This is a genomic window from Sinorhizobium arboris LMG 14919, from assembly GCF_000427465.1.
Taxonomy (GTDB): Bacteria; Pseudomonadota; Alphaproteobacteria; order Rhizobiales; family Rhizobiaceae; genus Sinorhizobium; species Sinorhizobium arboris.
Genome location: NZ_ATYB01000014.1, coordinates 1,225,794 through 1,240,767, shown reverse-complemented (window position 1 = coordinate 1,240,767; position 14,974 = coordinate 1,225,794). Strand labels below are relative to the sequence as shown.

Below are 14,974 nucleotides of genomic sequence, written 5' to 3'. Positions count from 1 at the left end.
CGTTGCGCGGGGAGATGCCGTCCGGACAGAGAAGGTCACCGCACGATGGAAGATGCTGCATTGGCCGAGCCAATCCACGGCAAGAGGCAGGCTCCCGCCTTTCACCGGCAACTAGTTACACAAGCCGCGACTGCTCGAGCGCTGCCTCGATGAAGCTTGCGAAGAGCGGGTGCGGGTCAAGCGGACGCGACTTCAGTTCCGGATGGTACTGAACGCCAATGAACCAGGGATGATCGGGATACTCGATCGTCTCCGGCAGAACGCCGTCCGGGGACATGCCGGAGAAGACCAGGCCGCAGGATTCGAGCCGGTCCTTATAGTCGATATTGACCTCGTAGCGGTGGCGGTGGCGCTCGGAAATATCAGACGAACCGTAGACCTCGGCGATCTTCGTGTCGGGCTTCAGCGCCGCGCGATAGGCGCCGAGGCGCATCGTACCGCCGAGATCGCCCGCGGCGGACCGCTTCTCGAGTTCATTGCCCTTCACCCACTCGGTCATCAGCCCGACGACCGGTTCCTTGGTCGGACCGAACTCCGTCGAGGATGCCTTTTCGATGCCGGCGAGATTGCGCGCCGCTTCGACGACCGCCATCTGCATGCCGAAGCAGATGCCGAAATAGGGCACCTTGCGCTCGCGGGCGAAGCGCGCTGCGTTGATCTTGCCCTCCGAGCCGCGTTCGCCGAATCCGCCGGGAACGAGAATGCCGTGAACCTTTTCCAGATACGGGGCCGGGTCCTCCTTCTCGAAGACCTCCGATTCGATCCATTCGAGCTTGACCTTGACGCGATTGGCGATGCCGCCATGGTAGAGCGCCTCGATCAGCGACTTATAGGCATCCTTGAGGCCGGTATATTTGCCGACGATCGCGATCGTCACTTCGCCTTCCGGCGTGCGGATGCGGTGCGCCACATCTTCCCAGGCTTCCATGCGCGGCTTCGGCGCCGGCTCGATGCCGAAGGCGGCGAGCACTTCGTTGTCCAGCCCCTCTTTGTGATAGGCGATCGGGACGTCATAGATCGATGCGACGTCGAGCGCCTGGATCACTGCAGACTGGCGGACATTGCAGAAGAGCGACAGCTTGCGGCGTTCCGCTTCCGGGATTTCGCGGTCGGCGCGCACGAGCAGAACATCCGGATGAATGCCGAGTGCCTGCAGTTCCTTGACGGAATGCTGAGTCGGCTTGGTCTTCAGTTCCCCCGCGGCCGGGATGTAGGGCATCAGCGTCAAATGGACATAGACTGCGGTACCGCGCGGCAGATCGTTGCCGAGCTGGCGGATCGCTTCCATGAAGGGCATTGCCTCGATGTCGCCGACCGTGCCGCCGATCTCGCAGATGACGAAGTCGTAGTCCTCATTGCCTTCGGTGACGAAGTTCTTGATCTCGTTGGTGACATGCGGGATCACCTGGACCGTCGCGCCGAGATAGTCGCCGCGCCGCTCCTTGTCGATGATGTTCTTGTAGATGCGGCCCGTGGTGATGTTGTCGGTCTTGGTCGCCGAGCGACCCGTGAACCGCTCATAGTGCCCGAGATCGAGGTCCGTTTCCGCGCCGTCGTCGGTGACGAAGACCTCACCGTGCTGGGTGGGACTCATCGTGCCTGGGTCGACATTGAGATAGGGATCGAGCTTGCGCAGCCTCACGCGGTAGCCACGCGCCTGCAGCAGCGCTCCAAGAGCGGCCGCAGCGATGCCTTTTCCGAGGGAGGAGACCACGCCGCCAGTGATGAATACATATCGCGCCATGGGAGTCACCGGATACCTTTTCACAAACGATTCCGCCACCGAAAAATTCGTCTTTCAGAATTTTCCGTGCGGAATGGCAGATTTCACACAAAACAAAACCGGCGGATGAAGCCATCCGCCGGCAGATCTTCTGACTTGCGGCCTTACTGACCGCTCGGAACTTGCGATCCCGAATTGCCGCTGGCGCCATCAGCCGGGGCTGCGGGGGCCGGAGCGGCCGCCGGGGCCTGGGGAGCGGCAGCACCACCTGCCGGTGCGGCGTTGTTGGCGCCGTTGCCGTTGGCCGGAGCCTCGGTGTTTCCGCCGGCCGGCGCGGTCTGACCGCCGCCGAGCGAATCGAGTACGCCGCCGCTCGAGCTCGTTCCCGGGATTCGATCGAGAATGTCGGTCGCCTGCGGCTCGTAGCGCGACAGGATGCCCATCGCCAGCGCCAGGGCGAAGAAAAGGAAGGCCAGAACCGCGGTCGTTCGGGTGAGCGCATTGGCGGTGCCGCGGGCAGACATGAAGCCCGAGCCCCCGCCGATCCCGAGACCGCCGCCTTCGGAACGCTGAATGAGAACGACGCCGATCAGGGCGACGACCACCATGAGATAGATGACGAGTAGTACGGTCTGCATCAGCTTCCAGTCCTGCCCTCTGCGGGGCATGCGAATCGAACAACGCCGACCTCACGGTGGGGCCGCGTCAAATTTGGCGCCTCTTTATACCAAGCCGCCAGCTATTCCAAGTCCCGCGGCAATCAGGCAGTCAATTCTTCATAGGCCCTGTAGATGGCGAGAAAATCATCCGCTTTCAAGCTCGCGCCGCCGATCAGGGCGCCGTCGACATTGGCAACGCCCATGAGTTCCTTCGCATTCGCGGGTTTGACGGACCCTCCATAGAGGATGCGCATCCTGCCGCCTTCCGCGCCGAAGCGCGAAACGAGCTCGCGGCGCATGAAGGCGTGTGCCTCCTCGACGTCGGACACGGTGGGTGTCAGACCGGTGCCGATCGCCCAGACGGGTTCGTAGGCGATCACCGTATTCTCGGCCGTCGCCAGATCCGGCAGGCTCCCGGCGAGCTGGCGCTTCAGGATATCGAGCGTCCGGCCGGCCTTGCGTTCCTCTTCCGTCTCTCCGACGCAGACGATAGCAACGAGATCCGCGCCATGCGCGGCCTCGCTCTTGGCCCGCACCAGCGCGTCGCTTTCGCCATGATCGGTGCGCCGTTCGGAATGGCCGACGATGACATGAGTGCCGAAGCAATCGGCAACCATTTCAGCCGAGACTTCGCCGGTATGGGCTCCCGACTGCTTCTGATGGCAATCCTGCGCGCCGATCATCAAGGGACTGTCGTCACAAAGCGCAGTCGCAACGTAAAGCAATGTGGCCGGCGGGCAGATCAGGGTGTCTACCTTCGTGGAAAGATCGCCTTTGACGCCCTCGGCCATTGCCTTGATCTGGTCCAGAGATGCACGCGTTCCATTCATCTTCCAGTTGCCGGCGACGAGCGGGCGGATATCGGGCGTCATGAGATCTCCTCCAGATCAGGTCTCTTCGTCTCGGCAAGGGGGGTAGCAAATCGCTCGGGTAAAAAAAAGCACCCGAGCCGATTATTCCGCCATCGACGGTCCAAGCTCCTCGGTTCCCGGCGCTCGTCACCGGCTGTCAGCGAACAATCAGCGGAAAACACCCGGCGGAAGCGAATAAAACCGAGGCCGCGGGCATCTAATATGAAGAAGTTCTGCCGCGACGTGGACGAACGCCCCGGCGTTGGAGTCTCCCATGCTGCGCAACAGCGAGAACCGGTTTGGAACGGTGACGATCATCCTCCACTGGACGATCGCGGTCCTGATCCTCGGCCTCGTCCTCGCAGGCTTCGTCATGCGCCGCATCGACATCGACCCTGCCCTGCAATTTTCGCTTTACCAATGGCACAAGTCATTCGGCTTCACCGCCTTGGGGCTGGCTGCGCTTCGCACCTTCTGGTGGTTCGTGGAAGCCAGCCCGGCCGCCCCTCCGACCCTCAGCCCGATGGAGCTCAAGGCGGCCCGGGCGACGCATCTGTCGCTTATCGCGCTCGCGCTCATCGTGCCGCTCGCCGGCTGGGCGGTCGCGTCCGCCTCCACCCTGGCGATCCCGAGCTTCTATTTCAACATGATCGTCGTTCCGCATCTGCCGCTCCCGAGATCGGAGACTTCGGAAGCATTCTGGGCCCTCGCCCATGCAATGCTCGCCTATGGGATGCTCGGACTGGTCGCGATCCACGCGGCAGCGGCAATCTACCACCATTTCAGACGGCGCGACGAGGTCCTCGTCCGCATGCTTCGCTCCGGTTTCGTGCCGAGAACCGCCGGCACGACCAGCGCCTCGGGAGAGGACGGCACTACAGTCGAGAGGAAACGAACATGACTCTTGCGCGCAAGCAGTCCACGGCAGCGACGTTGCCGCTCGCGCTCCTTACCCTCGCCCTTTCGTGGGCGCCGGTTGCCGGCGCAAAAGCACCGGCGCTTACGGATGCTGCGGGGAACTATCGCATAGCCAGTTCCTCCAGTATCCGGTTCAGCGTCGGCCAAGTGGGTGGCAGCGGCGGTATCGCGGGCAGTTTCGCCAAATTTGCTGGCAATTTCCGTATCGACGGCGCCGATATCGCGCGGTCCTCAGTGGAATTCACACTTTATCCTGAAAGCGTGAGGTCCACCGAGCGCCGAATAGAGGATTTCCTGCGCTCCAGCGCAGTATTCGATGCGGCCAACCACAAGACGGTGACCTTCCGCTCCACCGGCGTTAGCCAGACCGGGCCGGATACCGCAACGATCGAGGGCGTTCTCACCGCCCGCGGCAAGAGCCGTAAAGAGCGCTTTGCCGTGAGGCTCACGGATTGGGACAGCCGCTCGATTTCTTTCACGATCCGCGGCAGCATCCGTCGCTCGCCCTACGGCATGACGGTCGGAACGCCGATTTACTCCAATGTCGTCGAGTTCGACATGAACATAACAGGGCAGAAGCGTTAGGGTTTACCGCAGCGCCAAGGCGGTGCGTCGCCAGAAATCCGAGACCATCGCCGGATCGCGTAGCGCCTCCAGCCTTTTCCAGGAAGGAAAGGATGCTTCGAAAACGGCCGGGCTCATGCGGAAATCATGGCACGGATTGACGGCGCCACCGGCCGCGACGACGATCTCATCGAGAGCGTCGAGCAGCTTGACGGTGGCTCTGCCTTGGCTGGCAAAGTCCAGGGTCAAGGTGAAGCCCGGCCGCGCAAAGGAAAGAAGCCCCCGGGGCGCCATGTCCCCGAAACGCTGCAGTTTCGTCCGCACGGACGCATGTCCGGCGCGGCGGGCTGCCTCGAGCAGCCGCGCCGTGGTCTCCGGTGCCGAGGCAACGGGATAGACGCTTTGATGCTGGCAGGGGCCACGCCGCCCGTAGAGCCTGCGCCAACCGCTCACCGCGTCGAGAGGATGAAAGTAGGAGGTCCACTTTTCCGTCGATACGGCCTCGCCGCGGCCGTGCTTTCGAAATCGGTATTCGTTCAGCATTTTCAGCGTCAGGCTGTTGAACAGACCGAAAGGCGGCGAAAAAGGTACGGCGAGCTTCGGCCCCTTCGGGATGTCCGGATATTCGCACGCGCCGTCGGCGTGGTCCGCGGCGAACAGCACGCCCCTCCCCGTGCGTCGCCCCGTCGCAAGCTGGTCGAGCCAGGCTACGGAATATTCGTGCTCCTCGCCGGCCTGTTGGGCGAGCGCGAAATATCGATCGAGGCTGTCGAAGCGAAGCACGTGCCGCTGAACATGCGGCGACGGCACCTTCATCAGCCCGAGCTCGACATCGAGGATCAGTCCGGTCAGTCCCAGACCGCCAATCGTCGCGGCGAAGAGCTCCGCATTCTCCTTGGGCGAGCAGACCAGGCGTTCGCCCGTCGAACGCAGCAATGTCAGTCGCCGGACGTGATTGCCGAAGGAGCCGCGCGCATGATGATTGCCGCCATGGACGTCGTTGGCCACAGCGCCGCCGACGGTGACGGCGCCTGTCGCCGGCGTCACGGGAAGAAAGAAGCGGTGCGGGACGGCGCGCGCGAGCAGGTCGGCAAGCACAACGCCGGCCTCACATCGGATGATTCCGCTTCCCGGATCGAAAGACTGGATGCGGTTATGCTTCCCGCTTTCGATAAGCATCCCGAGTTCGTTGCGGCAAACGTCGCCATCGCTCAGGCGATTGCCGACGGGAAGAAAGGCCATGGGGGGCGCCGAACCGGTCCCGTCCTCGTAGTCATCGGGAGAAACGGCCGGCCGGGGCGGGTTTCCGAACCGCCCCGCGTTCTCGAAATCGTCCATTCTCATGATCGCAGTCAAACCTCGCAACCGATCGCCGTTAGATTACGATCACCTTGGCCTAGCGGTCGAGGATCCAGTTCAGCGCCTCTCGCCAGTCCGTCATCCTGATCGGAGTGCCATGTGAGCCCGTTTCGAACAGAACGAAACGGGCAGGATAGTCCTTCGATCTGAGACTGCGATAGAACGCAATGTGGGACTCGGCCGCATAGACGCTGTCGCGACTACCGTGGCTTAAGAATATCGGCAGCCGCGCGCCGTAGGCGGCACTCTTGCGAAAGTCGGGATCGGCCGGACCGCCCATGACCATCAAACCGCCGAGGAAGGCTACGGCAGCCTCTTGGCGGGCGATGCCCCAGCAGATGAAACTTCCCATGGAGGCACAGGAAAGGACCACCGGCCGGCCGCCGGAACGCTGCGCGGCGAAACGGATCAGCGCCGAAACATCCGCGACCCCCGCGCCGTCGAAGGACCTGATGCTCGGGGCGTAATAGGTGCCACCATTGGCGACAGCAAGATTCTTGAGCCGGTTGAAATTGCCGCCGAAGGAGAAATCATTGGCGCCGAGGCGACGGTCACCGCCGCGTCCATGGATGAAGATAACGGTGAATGCGGCGCCGCGGTCGGGGCCGACGCGGGTGACCTCAAGTCTGCTTCCGCCGAGGTCGAGCGTCTCGTTCACCTGCACGCTCTTGACGCCGAGCGACACGTAAGCGCGCTTGACCCGCCTCTCGGGTATCTGGTCGCGCCCGTTGATGTCGCGCAGCTCCTGATAATCCACAACGCGGAAATCGCCGCCGTCCGCCGCCTGCAGCACTTTGCGGTAGCCGAACAGCCCGTCCTTGAAGGGCTTGAGGGGTTCGGCGCTCGTGGGAGCCGCCAGGCTCGCGAAAAGGAGCGCGCCGATCAGACGCCGTATGGAGAAATGAATTGTGGACATGGACACCCGATCGGCTCCCTCGTTCGGCGCATGCCTTGCCACCGGCGGCCCAGCCAAGCAACAGTGGCGCGGCAAATCTGCCTCATTAAAGGGTATTTCTCCCTCAGGGGCATCGAAATTCGCCTTTTGTTCGCTCTTCGGGCGAGACTCTGGCAGAATTGCGGTGATTCGCGCGACAAAGGATGGCGGCCGTGCCGCAGTCTTGCTATGGCCTAGCCGATACTTAGACAGGAATGATCTGACGCTTCATGGACGACAGCAGCGACCTTTTTTCCGCTATGCCCCAACAGCCGAAGCCGGCGGACGCCGGCGTCGCGGCACGCAAGCCCGCGACCCCCGGTGCCGAGGCGCCGCGCCCTGCCCCCAAGACGAGCGACGGCAGCGACTACGACGCTTCGGCGATCGAGGTGCTGGAAGGTCTCGAGCCCGTCCGACGCCGTCCGGGCATGTATATCGGCGGGACGGACGAAAAGGCCCTGCACCATCTTTTCGCCGAAGTGATCGACAACTCGATGGACGAAGCGGTCGCGGGACACGCCAACTTCATCGATGTGAACCTGGACGCCGATGGCTATCTGACGGTGACCGACAACGGCCGCGGCATCCCTGTCGAGAACCATCCGAAATTTCCCAACAAGTCCACGCTCGAAGTAGTGATGACGGTGCTGCATGCCGGCGGCAAGTTTGACGGCAAGGCCTATGAGACCTCCGGCGGCCTGCACGGCGTCGGCGTTTCCGTCGTCAACGCATTGTCGGACGACCTCGAAGTCGAGGTCGCACGCAACCGCCGGCTCTATCGCCAGCGCTTCTCCCGAGGCGTTGCGCAAGGTGGCCTCGAGGACCTGGGCGACGTGCACAATCGGCGCGGCACCAGGGTCCGTTTCCACCCCGACCCGCAGATCTTCGGACCGCATGCCCGCTTCGAGCCCGCGCGGCTTTTCCGTATGGCCCGCTCCAAGGCCTATCTCTTCGGCGGCGTCGAGATCCGCTGGTCATGCGATCCGTCGCTGCTGCCGGAAGGTTCGGAGATCCCCGACAGGGCCGTGTTCCATTTCCCCGGCGGCCTCAAGGACTATCTCGCCGCCACGCTCGGCAAGGAATTCACGGTCACCCGCGAGATATTTGCGGGCAAGTCGGAAAAGGCCGGCGGCCACGGCTCGCTCGAATGGGCCGTCACTTGGTATGGCGGCGATCAGCAGATCCACTCCTACTGCAATACCATTCCGACGCCCGAAGGAGGGACGCACGAGGCGGGTCTGCGCATCGCGCTGACGAAGGGGCTCAAGAACTACGCCGAGCTCACACAGAACAAGCGCGCTGCGATCGTCACCACGGACGATGTGATGATATCGGCTGCCGGAATGCTCTCCGTCTTCATTCGCGAGCCGGAATTCGTCGGCCAGACGAAGGACAAGCTTGCAACGGTGGAGGCGCAGCGCATCGTCGAAAACGCGCTGCGCGATCCCTTCGACCACTACCTCGCCGACAATCCGGGGGAAGCGGCCAAGCTTCTCGACTGGGTGGTGGAGCGGGCCGAGGAGCGGGTACGCCGGCGCAAGGAAAAGGAAGTCAGCCGCAAGACGGCGGTACGCAAGCTGCGCCTGCCGGGCAAGCTCGCGGATTGCGCCCAGAATACGGCGGAAGGCGCCGAACTCTTCATCGTCGAGGGCGATTCGGCCGGCGGTTCGGCCAAACAGGCGCGCAACCGCGCCAATCAGGCGATCCTGCCGCTGCGCGGCAAGATCCTCAACGTCGCCAGCGCCGGCCGCGAGAAGCTCGGCGCCAATCAGCAGATCGGCGACCTCGTCCAGGCGCTCGGCTGCGGCACCCGATCGAAGTATCGGGAAGAGGACCTGCGCTACGAGCGCATCATCATCATGACCGACGCCGACGTCGACGGCGCGCACATCGCCTCCCTTCTGATCACCTTCTTCTACCAGGAAATGCCGGAGCTCATCCGCGGCGGCCATCTCTATCTCGCCGTGCCGCCGCTTTACCGGCTGAGCCAGGGTTCAAAGACGCTTTACGCCCGCGACGACGCACATCGCGATGAGCTGATGCGGACCGAGTTCAATGGTCGTGGCAAAGTCGAACTCGGGCGTTTCAAGGGCCTCGGCGAGATGCTGCCCGCGCAGCTCAAGGAGACCACGATGGATCCGGCCAAGCGGACGCTCCTCAAGGTCGAAATCGATGATGTCGACTTCGAGGGCACCCGCGACGCCGTCGACAGTCTGATGGGAACGAAAGCCGATGCCCGCTTCCGTTTCATCCAGGAGCGCGCCGTCTTCGCGGACAACCTGGATATCTGAGTCCCGCGATCGACCTTATGCCTCCTGCCCGACCGGTTTTTCCATGAACAGGCTCAGCGGATCCGGCCGATAGCTGCCGAACGGTGCCGTTTCGACATATCCGGACGCCTTGTACAAGCCGATCGCTTCCGGCTGGTAGATGCCGGTTTCAAGACGGATTGCCGTGAGCCCGAGCTTTTCCGCCTTGGCTTCAAGAGCGGAAAGAAGAAGCCTGCCAAGTTTCAGCCCTCTCGCCTCCGGGTCGACGAACATCCGCTTGATCTCGGCCGTACCGTCACCGGCTTCGACGAGCGCGCAGCAGCCGACGATCCTGCCGGCAAGGCGGGCGACGAAAAAGGATACGGTCGGCTGCTCCAATTGAGACAGATCGACCAGATGATTGCTTTCGGCAGGATAGAGCGATGCCGCATAGGCATCGGACAATTCGAGCAGTCGGATTACGGCCGGCTGGCGCGGCGACTCTTCGGCGATGGTTACGGCAGTCATTTCAATCTCTCCATGCAGTTGCTCCAGGTGCCACAGCGGCCTTTGCGCGTCTGATAAGACGCGCGGCGCTGTCGAAGTGAGCTTCTCACCGTTCGTCCATTCGGTCCCGTCCGGAAGTGTCTCGTTTCGACCCTCTAAGGCCGGAGATCGCCGGGACCAATACGCCATTCGGCGCAAGATTGCCGCGTTCACAATCAATCCGCGTAACGGGGAGAAATAATTTGTTTCAGACGCTGTCGGCTTTTGCCCTTCTTTGAAGAGAATCGGACGGCCATAAACAGAGCGTCGCCATCATCTGAACGGAAGAAGTGACCATGAAAGCCGCCCTGATCGTCATGACCATTCTGGGTTGCGACGACAACGTTACCCAATGCCACTACATCTCGACCGTGAACGGCGACTGGCCGTCGATCGCGCAGTGCGACACGGAATCGCAAATGGAACTGCCGCGGTTCTCCGACAGGAACTACCCGGTCGTGGTGGCCGTGTGCGAAAGCTCGGGGCCGGGCCTTACGGCGGCAACAGAGCCCGTTCCGGAGATGAATGCAACGCTTCCCGGTCAGCCGGGCGCGCAGCCAGACGCAACGCCGGCGGAGGCAGGCGGAGAGCCAACCTTGCCGAGGCGCGCACTGGCATTGATCAGCGGCGCTGTACCCGACCGGGAGAAATTGAAGGCGATCGTCAGTGCACCGGTCCATTACGTCGAAGACGGCTATTCCTGGGTGGCGCGCCGGTTCGGCAATTGAGGCAATCAAGCCATCTCAGGCGACCTTGCGGGCGAGCAGCAGGGCGTAGTTGCGCGCCATCTGCCGCTGCTCGGCAAAGGTCAGCCGCTCCGCGAGTTCGGCTACGGCGGTGTATCCGCCAAGGCTTCGGTGGCGAAGACGATTCGAAAGCCTGGCGGCGACGGAGAGGGTTCGATCGTCGTTCGCATCTGCGTCACTTTGGCAGAACAAGACGGCCTCCGAAAATATCCCGCTCACTTCGGGGCCAAGCCCCGCAGATTCGAGGAGAGCCCTGATCGAGTGGAATCGCCCACCCGAAAGGATCGCTCGAACGCGCTTTTCCGGCACTCCTGACAGATCGACGATCGCCGCAGAAAAAAACTCAGCCCTGCCGCTGCAAAGCGCCGTCAACAGCAGAGCCGGCGTCAGGCGGCCGGACTCGCGGAGACGGGCAACCATCCGCCGTAGTTCCTCCTTCGCGGAATCCGAGGAAAGCGTCAGCGCTGCCGCGTCGCAAGACTCCCGCGCGACGCGCTGCGCCCGATCCTCGCCGATTGCGGCCCGTACCAGGTCGGAGGCAGCAAGCGCCGCGCCGACTTTCTCGGCGAGAGTTTGTCGCGCGTCGCTCGGCAGATCACGGCGCTCGAGCAACGGCCCGCGCGTGGCCACGCCGTCCCCGAGACGGTCGGCAATTCGCCGCAGCGAGCCCGGGGAAAGCATGGCCCCCGGATTTTCCAACAGAATGACCACCTCTTCCTCGCCGCCGATCTCGGCGATGGCAGCCGCAACCGCGCATGAGACGGTGCTGCGGGAGGCGATCATCGCACGCATCTCCGCGCCGCCGTCCGCCGCCATGTCGATAAGATCGTCATCGTTCAAGACCGGAGAACGGGAGATGGCGATATAGGCGATTTCGGGCTGGTCCTTCGCAAGCGCCTTGATGATCGAGCGCGGCACAATCGGGCAATCGGCCAGCGCTTCGACGAGAGACCGACGCACTTTGGGCGAAGGATCGTCGAGAAGAAAGGTCATCGCCATTTCGACCGCCTGCCGATCGATGCCGTTCACATCGGCCCTGGCATAGGCACGACCAAGCGCACTGGCGGCACTGGCGCGTTCGCTGGCTTTCGCCGTTTCCACCCAGCGAAGAAATGCTTGTATGATCACCTATGCCCCACTAGTCACCCGAGCAGCCCCATGCTCGAAGCCTAGCGGCCAAAGGTTTAAGATTGGTTCACCATGTCTGTTAACGGCGCGCAAACCATCCTACCGATCCTGTATCTGCCGGCCGGTGAACCGCCGCCCCCGAAGGAGATCCTGACCGCCGTTCAAGCGGTCGTGATGACGGGCGGCAAAACCGGCTGGCCCCCCTCGGTTCCGCCGCGGCAGGATACAGGCTGCCTGTTGCTCGCTCGAATCGGAACGAGCGGCGATCCCGGCGAAGACGAGCTTGCCGCTTTGATCGGCAACGGCTTCGACGGCGTCGTTCTGGCCGGATGCCGCGGCCCCGCAGACATTCAACGGGTCGATGTGCTGCTCAAGGTCGCCGAGGCGGCGGCCGGCATCGCCCAGGGCCGAACGGTGATTCTTGCCGAATACGCAACGGCGCCGGAAAGCGTCCTGTCGCCTCATTCGCTGGCGGATGCCTCCCCGCGCCTCTCGGCACTGGTGTTCGATGCCTCGGCCCTCGCCGAAGCTTGTGGTTTCCGGCGCGTGACCGAAACGGGCGATGTGCCGGCTGCCGTTCGAGCCGGCCGCGCGGCGGCAGCCCTGAGGGCCCGCGAAGCCCGCATCGCGGCTTACGACATGCTGCCAGTCGACGCCGATGATGAGGCGACCGTGCGACGCCTGTGGAGAAACAGCATCGAGAACGGCTTTTCGAGCGTTGCCATCCGCTGGCCGCAACAGATCGCTCTTCTTGCGGCTGCAGGCGCTGTACCGGAGTCTGGAGCGGGATGAATCGATCACGTTGATGATTCAAGTCGAACGACTGAAATGATAGTGATCTAGCGAACAGGCCGCGTCATTTCGAAGACGTCGCCGCCATCGCAATAGTCCATATAGCCGAGCCGGGCGAGCGGCTTGACGGTCGCCACGTCGAACCGCCCATCGCGAATGGCATCCTCGCGGATGTGAATGCCGACCACTGCGCCGATGACGACATAGCTGTCGGAAACGACGCCATCGATACCCTTCGGACGAAAGATTTCCGTCATCCGGCATTCCAGCGCCGCGAATGCCTCGCCCACGAAGGGAGCCTTCACGAGCGTTCCGCCGACGGGCGTCAGTCCTGCGATCTCGAACTCGCTTTCACCATGCGGGGCAGTCACCGAGGTGAGATTGACCGCCTCGCTCAGGTTGCGGCTGGCAAAACTCGCGGTAAACTCCCCGGTCGCCTCGATGTTTCGTACCGAATCCTTGTAGCCGCTCGAGGCGAACATCACGAGTTTCGGCCGGTCGCTGATGGCGTTGAAAAAGGAATAGGGCGCGAGATTCAGCGCCCCGTCGGCCGCGCGCGTGCCGATCCAGCCGATCGGCCTCGGCGACACGATCGCCTTGAAGGGATCGTGCGGCAGGCCGTGCCGGTTGCCGGCGGTGTCATAGAACATCAGCCGTCCTCCCCGATCCAGGTGACGATCTCCTCGAGTTCGGGCCTGGGGCGCTCCGTCGGTGGCACCATGGCCGTGCCGATGTGAATGAAGCCTGCAATCTTTTCGCCCGGCGCAACGCCGAGCAGAGGATAGGCCCGTTCGTCGAAGGCATACCACTCCGTCAGCCAGTTCGAGGCGTAGCCGACCGCATTCGCGGCCATCAGCAGGTTGAGGCAGACGGCTCCAGCCGACATCTGCTGCTCCCATTCGGGAATCTTGAAATGCGGCGCCGCCTTGCTGACAACGGCGACGACGACGGGCGCGCGCGTCAGCCGCGTCTCCTCGACCTTGATCATCTCTTCCGGCATGTCCGGCTTGGCGGCAAGTGCCATTTTCTTCAACTCGGCGCTGATGCGTGCCCTCTCTTGGCCCCGGTAGACGATGAATCGCCATGGCGCCAACTTTCCGTGGTCCGGCACGCGGGAGGCGAGCTTCAGCATCTCCTCGACCTCTGCCCGGCCGGGCCCCGGTTCGCCCATCTGGAAGGCCGGAATGGACCGGCGGGACGCAAGGTAGTCGACAAGCTTTATTTCGGTTTTCATATCGAGCGAATTCCACTAATTTGCCGCCGGACCGACAGCCACGAAAATGCCATACCGGGGACCCAAGTGGAGTCACCGAGTCAAGAAGTCAACTGCTCTCATGCGTCTCCGCCCTCGTATTTTCCTGAGAACCGCTCTGGCGATCGCGATCGCCGGGACTGGCGTAGGGCGCGCGCTTGCCGAGGATCCAACGGACGCGTTCAAGAGCTTTCCCTCGATCTCCGGCACGCACAAGATGCCGAAGCTTACCGGTTTCAGCCCCCTCATTACCGATCCGATGCAGGACGGACAGCTGAAGGACGTGAAACTCGAAGCGCTGCTGACGGATAAGGGAAAGCCGGTCCAGTCGGGTCTTACCTGGCGGGTCTTCAGCCCCATCCCGGGCAGCGACGGAAAGCTACCGCTGCTTGCGACGTCCGAAGGCGGCTCCACCGCTTTCAATCTCGTGCCCGGCGAATATTTCATCAACGTAGCCTTTGGCCGCGCGGGCGCGACCCGCAAGATTCGCGTGCCCGAGGAAGGCCCGCTCGACAAACAGGTGCTCGTGCTCGATGCCGGGGGCGTCATGCTGAACGCCGTCTCCGGCAGCGACGTACGCATTCCGCCAAACGAACTCAGCTTTTCGATCTTCTCCTCCGATGTGAGGGAGGACGGCGAGCGCGGCCTGGTCGTCGCAGACGTGAAGCCCGGCACGGTGGTTCAGCTCAATGCCGGGACCTATCACGTCGTGTCGAATTATGGCTCGGTGAACGCCGTCATCCGGGCCGACATCCAGATCGAGGCCGGCAAGCTGACCGAAGCGACGATTCAGCACCGCGCCGCGAAGCTGACCCTCAAGCTTGTTTCGGAAGCCGGCGGCGAAGCGATCGCCGACACGGCCTGGTCGATCCTCACGTCCTCCGGCGACGTTGTCTCGGAGAGCGTCGGCGCCTTCCCAACCCTCATCCTCGCCGAAGGAAGCTACACGGCGGTGGCGCGCAACAAGGACCAGATCTACCAGCGCGATTTTGCGGTGAAAGCGGGCGTCAACACGGACGTGGAAGTGCTGCTGGACGGCAGCGGCGAAGCCAATCAAACCGCGGACGCTCAGGACTGAAGACGTCGCCCGGCCCGCCCCTCAACCGCCTGCCGGCACCTGCTCCCCGCAAGGAGAAGGAACGAGTGGTGGGTCGCCCGATCATCTTTCACGTCGGTGTCTGCAGCAGCGGGAGCGAGCCGCTTATCCCTTCTCCCCATAAAGACGGGAAAGTGGCGGCAGCCGGATGAGGGGC

General features: G+C 63.1%; 15 protein-coding genes. 6 read left to right on the top strand and 9 right to left on the bottom strand.

All coding sequences use genetic code 11. The features are described 5' to 3' along the window. Nucleotides 1-115: 115 nt before the first annotated feature. From pyrG to tpiA, 3 genes are all read right to left on the bottom strand, one after another. Complete coding sequence (pyrG, locus tag SINAR_RS0117170) at nucleotides 116-1,753, bottom strand: CTP synthase (RefSeq protein WP_167333606.1); 1,638 nt, start codon at nucleotides 1,751-1,753, stop codon at nucleotides 116-118. A gap of 134 nt (nucleotides 1,754-1,887) precedes the next feature. After that, complete coding sequence (secG, locus tag SINAR_RS0117160; protein WP_028000223.1) at nucleotides 1,888-2,361, bottom strand: preprotein translocase subunit SecG; 474 nt, start codon at nucleotides 2,359-2,361, stop codon at nucleotides 1,888-1,890. Between the two features lie 122 nt (nucleotides 2,362-2,483). Then, entirely contained in the window at nucleotides 2,484-3,254 is a 771-nt protein-coding gene (gene tpiA, locus SINAR_RS0117155) for a triose-phosphate isomerase (RefSeq protein ID WP_028000222.1), read from the bottom strand. A gap of 253 nt (nucleotides 3,255-3,507) precedes the next feature. Between tpiA and SINAR_RS0117150 the strand changes: the two genes are divergently transcribed. Next, nucleotides 3,508-4,134: a cytochrome b gene (locus SINAR_RS0117150; RefSeq protein ID WP_028000221.1), complete on the top strand. Its 627-nt coding sequence runs from the start codon at nucleotides 3,508-3,510 to the stop codon at nucleotides 4,132-4,134. Beyond that, nucleotides 4,131-4,736, top strand: coding sequence for a YceI family protein (locus SINAR_RS0117145; protein WP_028000220.1), 606 nt, complete (start codon nucleotides 4,131-4,133; stop codon nucleotides 4,734-4,736). Before SINAR_RS0117150 ends, SINAR_RS0117145 begins: the two co-directional genes overlap by 4 nt. Before the next feature lie 3 nt (nucleotides 4,737-4,739). On the opposite strand, the gene SINAR_RS0117140 is transcribed toward SINAR_RS0117145, so the two are convergent. After that, nucleotides 4,740-6,059, bottom strand: coding sequence for an FAD-binding oxidoreductase (locus tag SINAR_RS0117140; protein WP_028000219.1), 1,320 nt, complete (start codon nucleotides 6,057-6,059; stop codon nucleotides 4,740-4,742). A 52-nt stretch (nucleotides 6,060-6,111) separates the two neighbouring features. Beyond that, nucleotides 6,112-7,047, bottom strand: a complete 936-nt coding sequence (locus tag SINAR_RS0117135; protein ID WP_028000218.1) for an alpha/beta hydrolase — start codon at nucleotides 7,045-7,047, stop codon at nucleotides 6,112-6,114. 191 nt (nucleotides 7,048-7,238) lie between these two features. Here SINAR_RS0117135 and parE point away from each other — a divergent pair, with 191 nt between their 5' ends. Beyond that, nucleotides 7,239-9,299, top strand: a complete 2,061-nt coding sequence (parE, locus tag SINAR_RS0117130; RefSeq protein WP_028000217.1) for a DNA topoisomerase IV subunit B — start codon at nucleotides 7,239-7,241, stop codon at nucleotides 9,297-9,299. Nucleotides 9,300-9,314: 15 nt separating this feature from the next. Here parE and SINAR_RS0117125 read toward each other — a convergent pair whose 3' ends face one another. Further along, complete coding sequence (locus SINAR_RS0117125; RefSeq protein WP_028000216.1) at nucleotides 9,315-9,785, bottom strand: GNAT family N-acetyltransferase; 471 nt, start codon at nucleotides 9,783-9,785, stop codon at nucleotides 9,315-9,317. A 314-nt stretch (nucleotides 9,786-10,099) separates the two neighbouring features. On the opposite strand from SINAR_RS0117125, the gene SINAR_RS0117120 reads away from it, so the two are divergent. Next, entirely contained in the window at nucleotides 10,100-10,531 is a 432-nt protein-coding gene (locus SINAR_RS0117120) for a hypothetical protein (protein WP_028000215.1), read from the top strand. A 15-nt stretch (nucleotides 10,532-10,546) separates the two neighbouring features. On the opposite strand, the gene SINAR_RS0117115 is transcribed toward SINAR_RS0117120, so the two are convergent. Next, a complete protein-coding gene (locus SINAR_RS0117115) occupies nucleotides 10,547-11,677 on the bottom strand; it encodes a DUF2336 domain-containing protein (protein ID WP_028000214.1) in 1,131 nt (376 codons plus the stop codon). A gap of 72 nt (nucleotides 11,678-11,749) precedes the next feature. Here SINAR_RS0117115 and SINAR_RS0117110 point away from each other — a divergent pair, with 72 nt between their 5' ends. After that, nucleotides 11,750-12,469 (top strand): aldolase/citrate lyase family protein, encoded by a 720-nt coding sequence (locus SINAR_RS0117110; protein ID WP_028000213.1) that lies wholly within the window; start codon nucleotides 11,750-11,752, stop codon nucleotides 12,467-12,469. Nucleotides 12,470-12,516: 47 nt separating this feature from the next. Here SINAR_RS0117110 and SINAR_RS0117105 read toward each other — a convergent pair whose 3' ends face one another. Then, on the bottom strand, nucleotides 12,517-13,119 hold the full coding sequence (locus SINAR_RS0117105; RefSeq protein ID WP_028000212.1) for a flavin reductase family protein: 603 nt from the start codon (nucleotides 13,117-13,119) through the stop codon (nucleotides 12,517-12,519). Further along, nucleotides 13,119-13,703 carry a nitroreductase family protein gene (locus SINAR_RS0117100; protein WP_028000211.1) on the bottom strand — a complete coding sequence of 195 codons (585 nt, stop codon included), beginning with the start codon at nucleotides 13,701-13,703 and terminating at the stop codon, nucleotides 13,119-13,121. Before SINAR_RS0117100 ends, SINAR_RS0117105 begins: the two co-directional genes overlap by 1 nt. Nucleotides 13,704-13,803: 100 nt before the next feature. On the opposite strand from SINAR_RS0117100, the gene SINAR_RS0117095 reads away from it, so the two are divergent. Continuing rightward, on the top strand, nucleotides 13,804-14,799 hold the full coding sequence (locus SINAR_RS0117095) for an RgsD C-terminal domain-containing protein (protein WP_028000210.1): 996 nt from the start codon (nucleotides 13,804-13,806) through the stop codon (nucleotides 14,797-14,799). The last annotated feature ends 175 nt before the right edge of the window (nucleotides 14,800-14,974 follow it).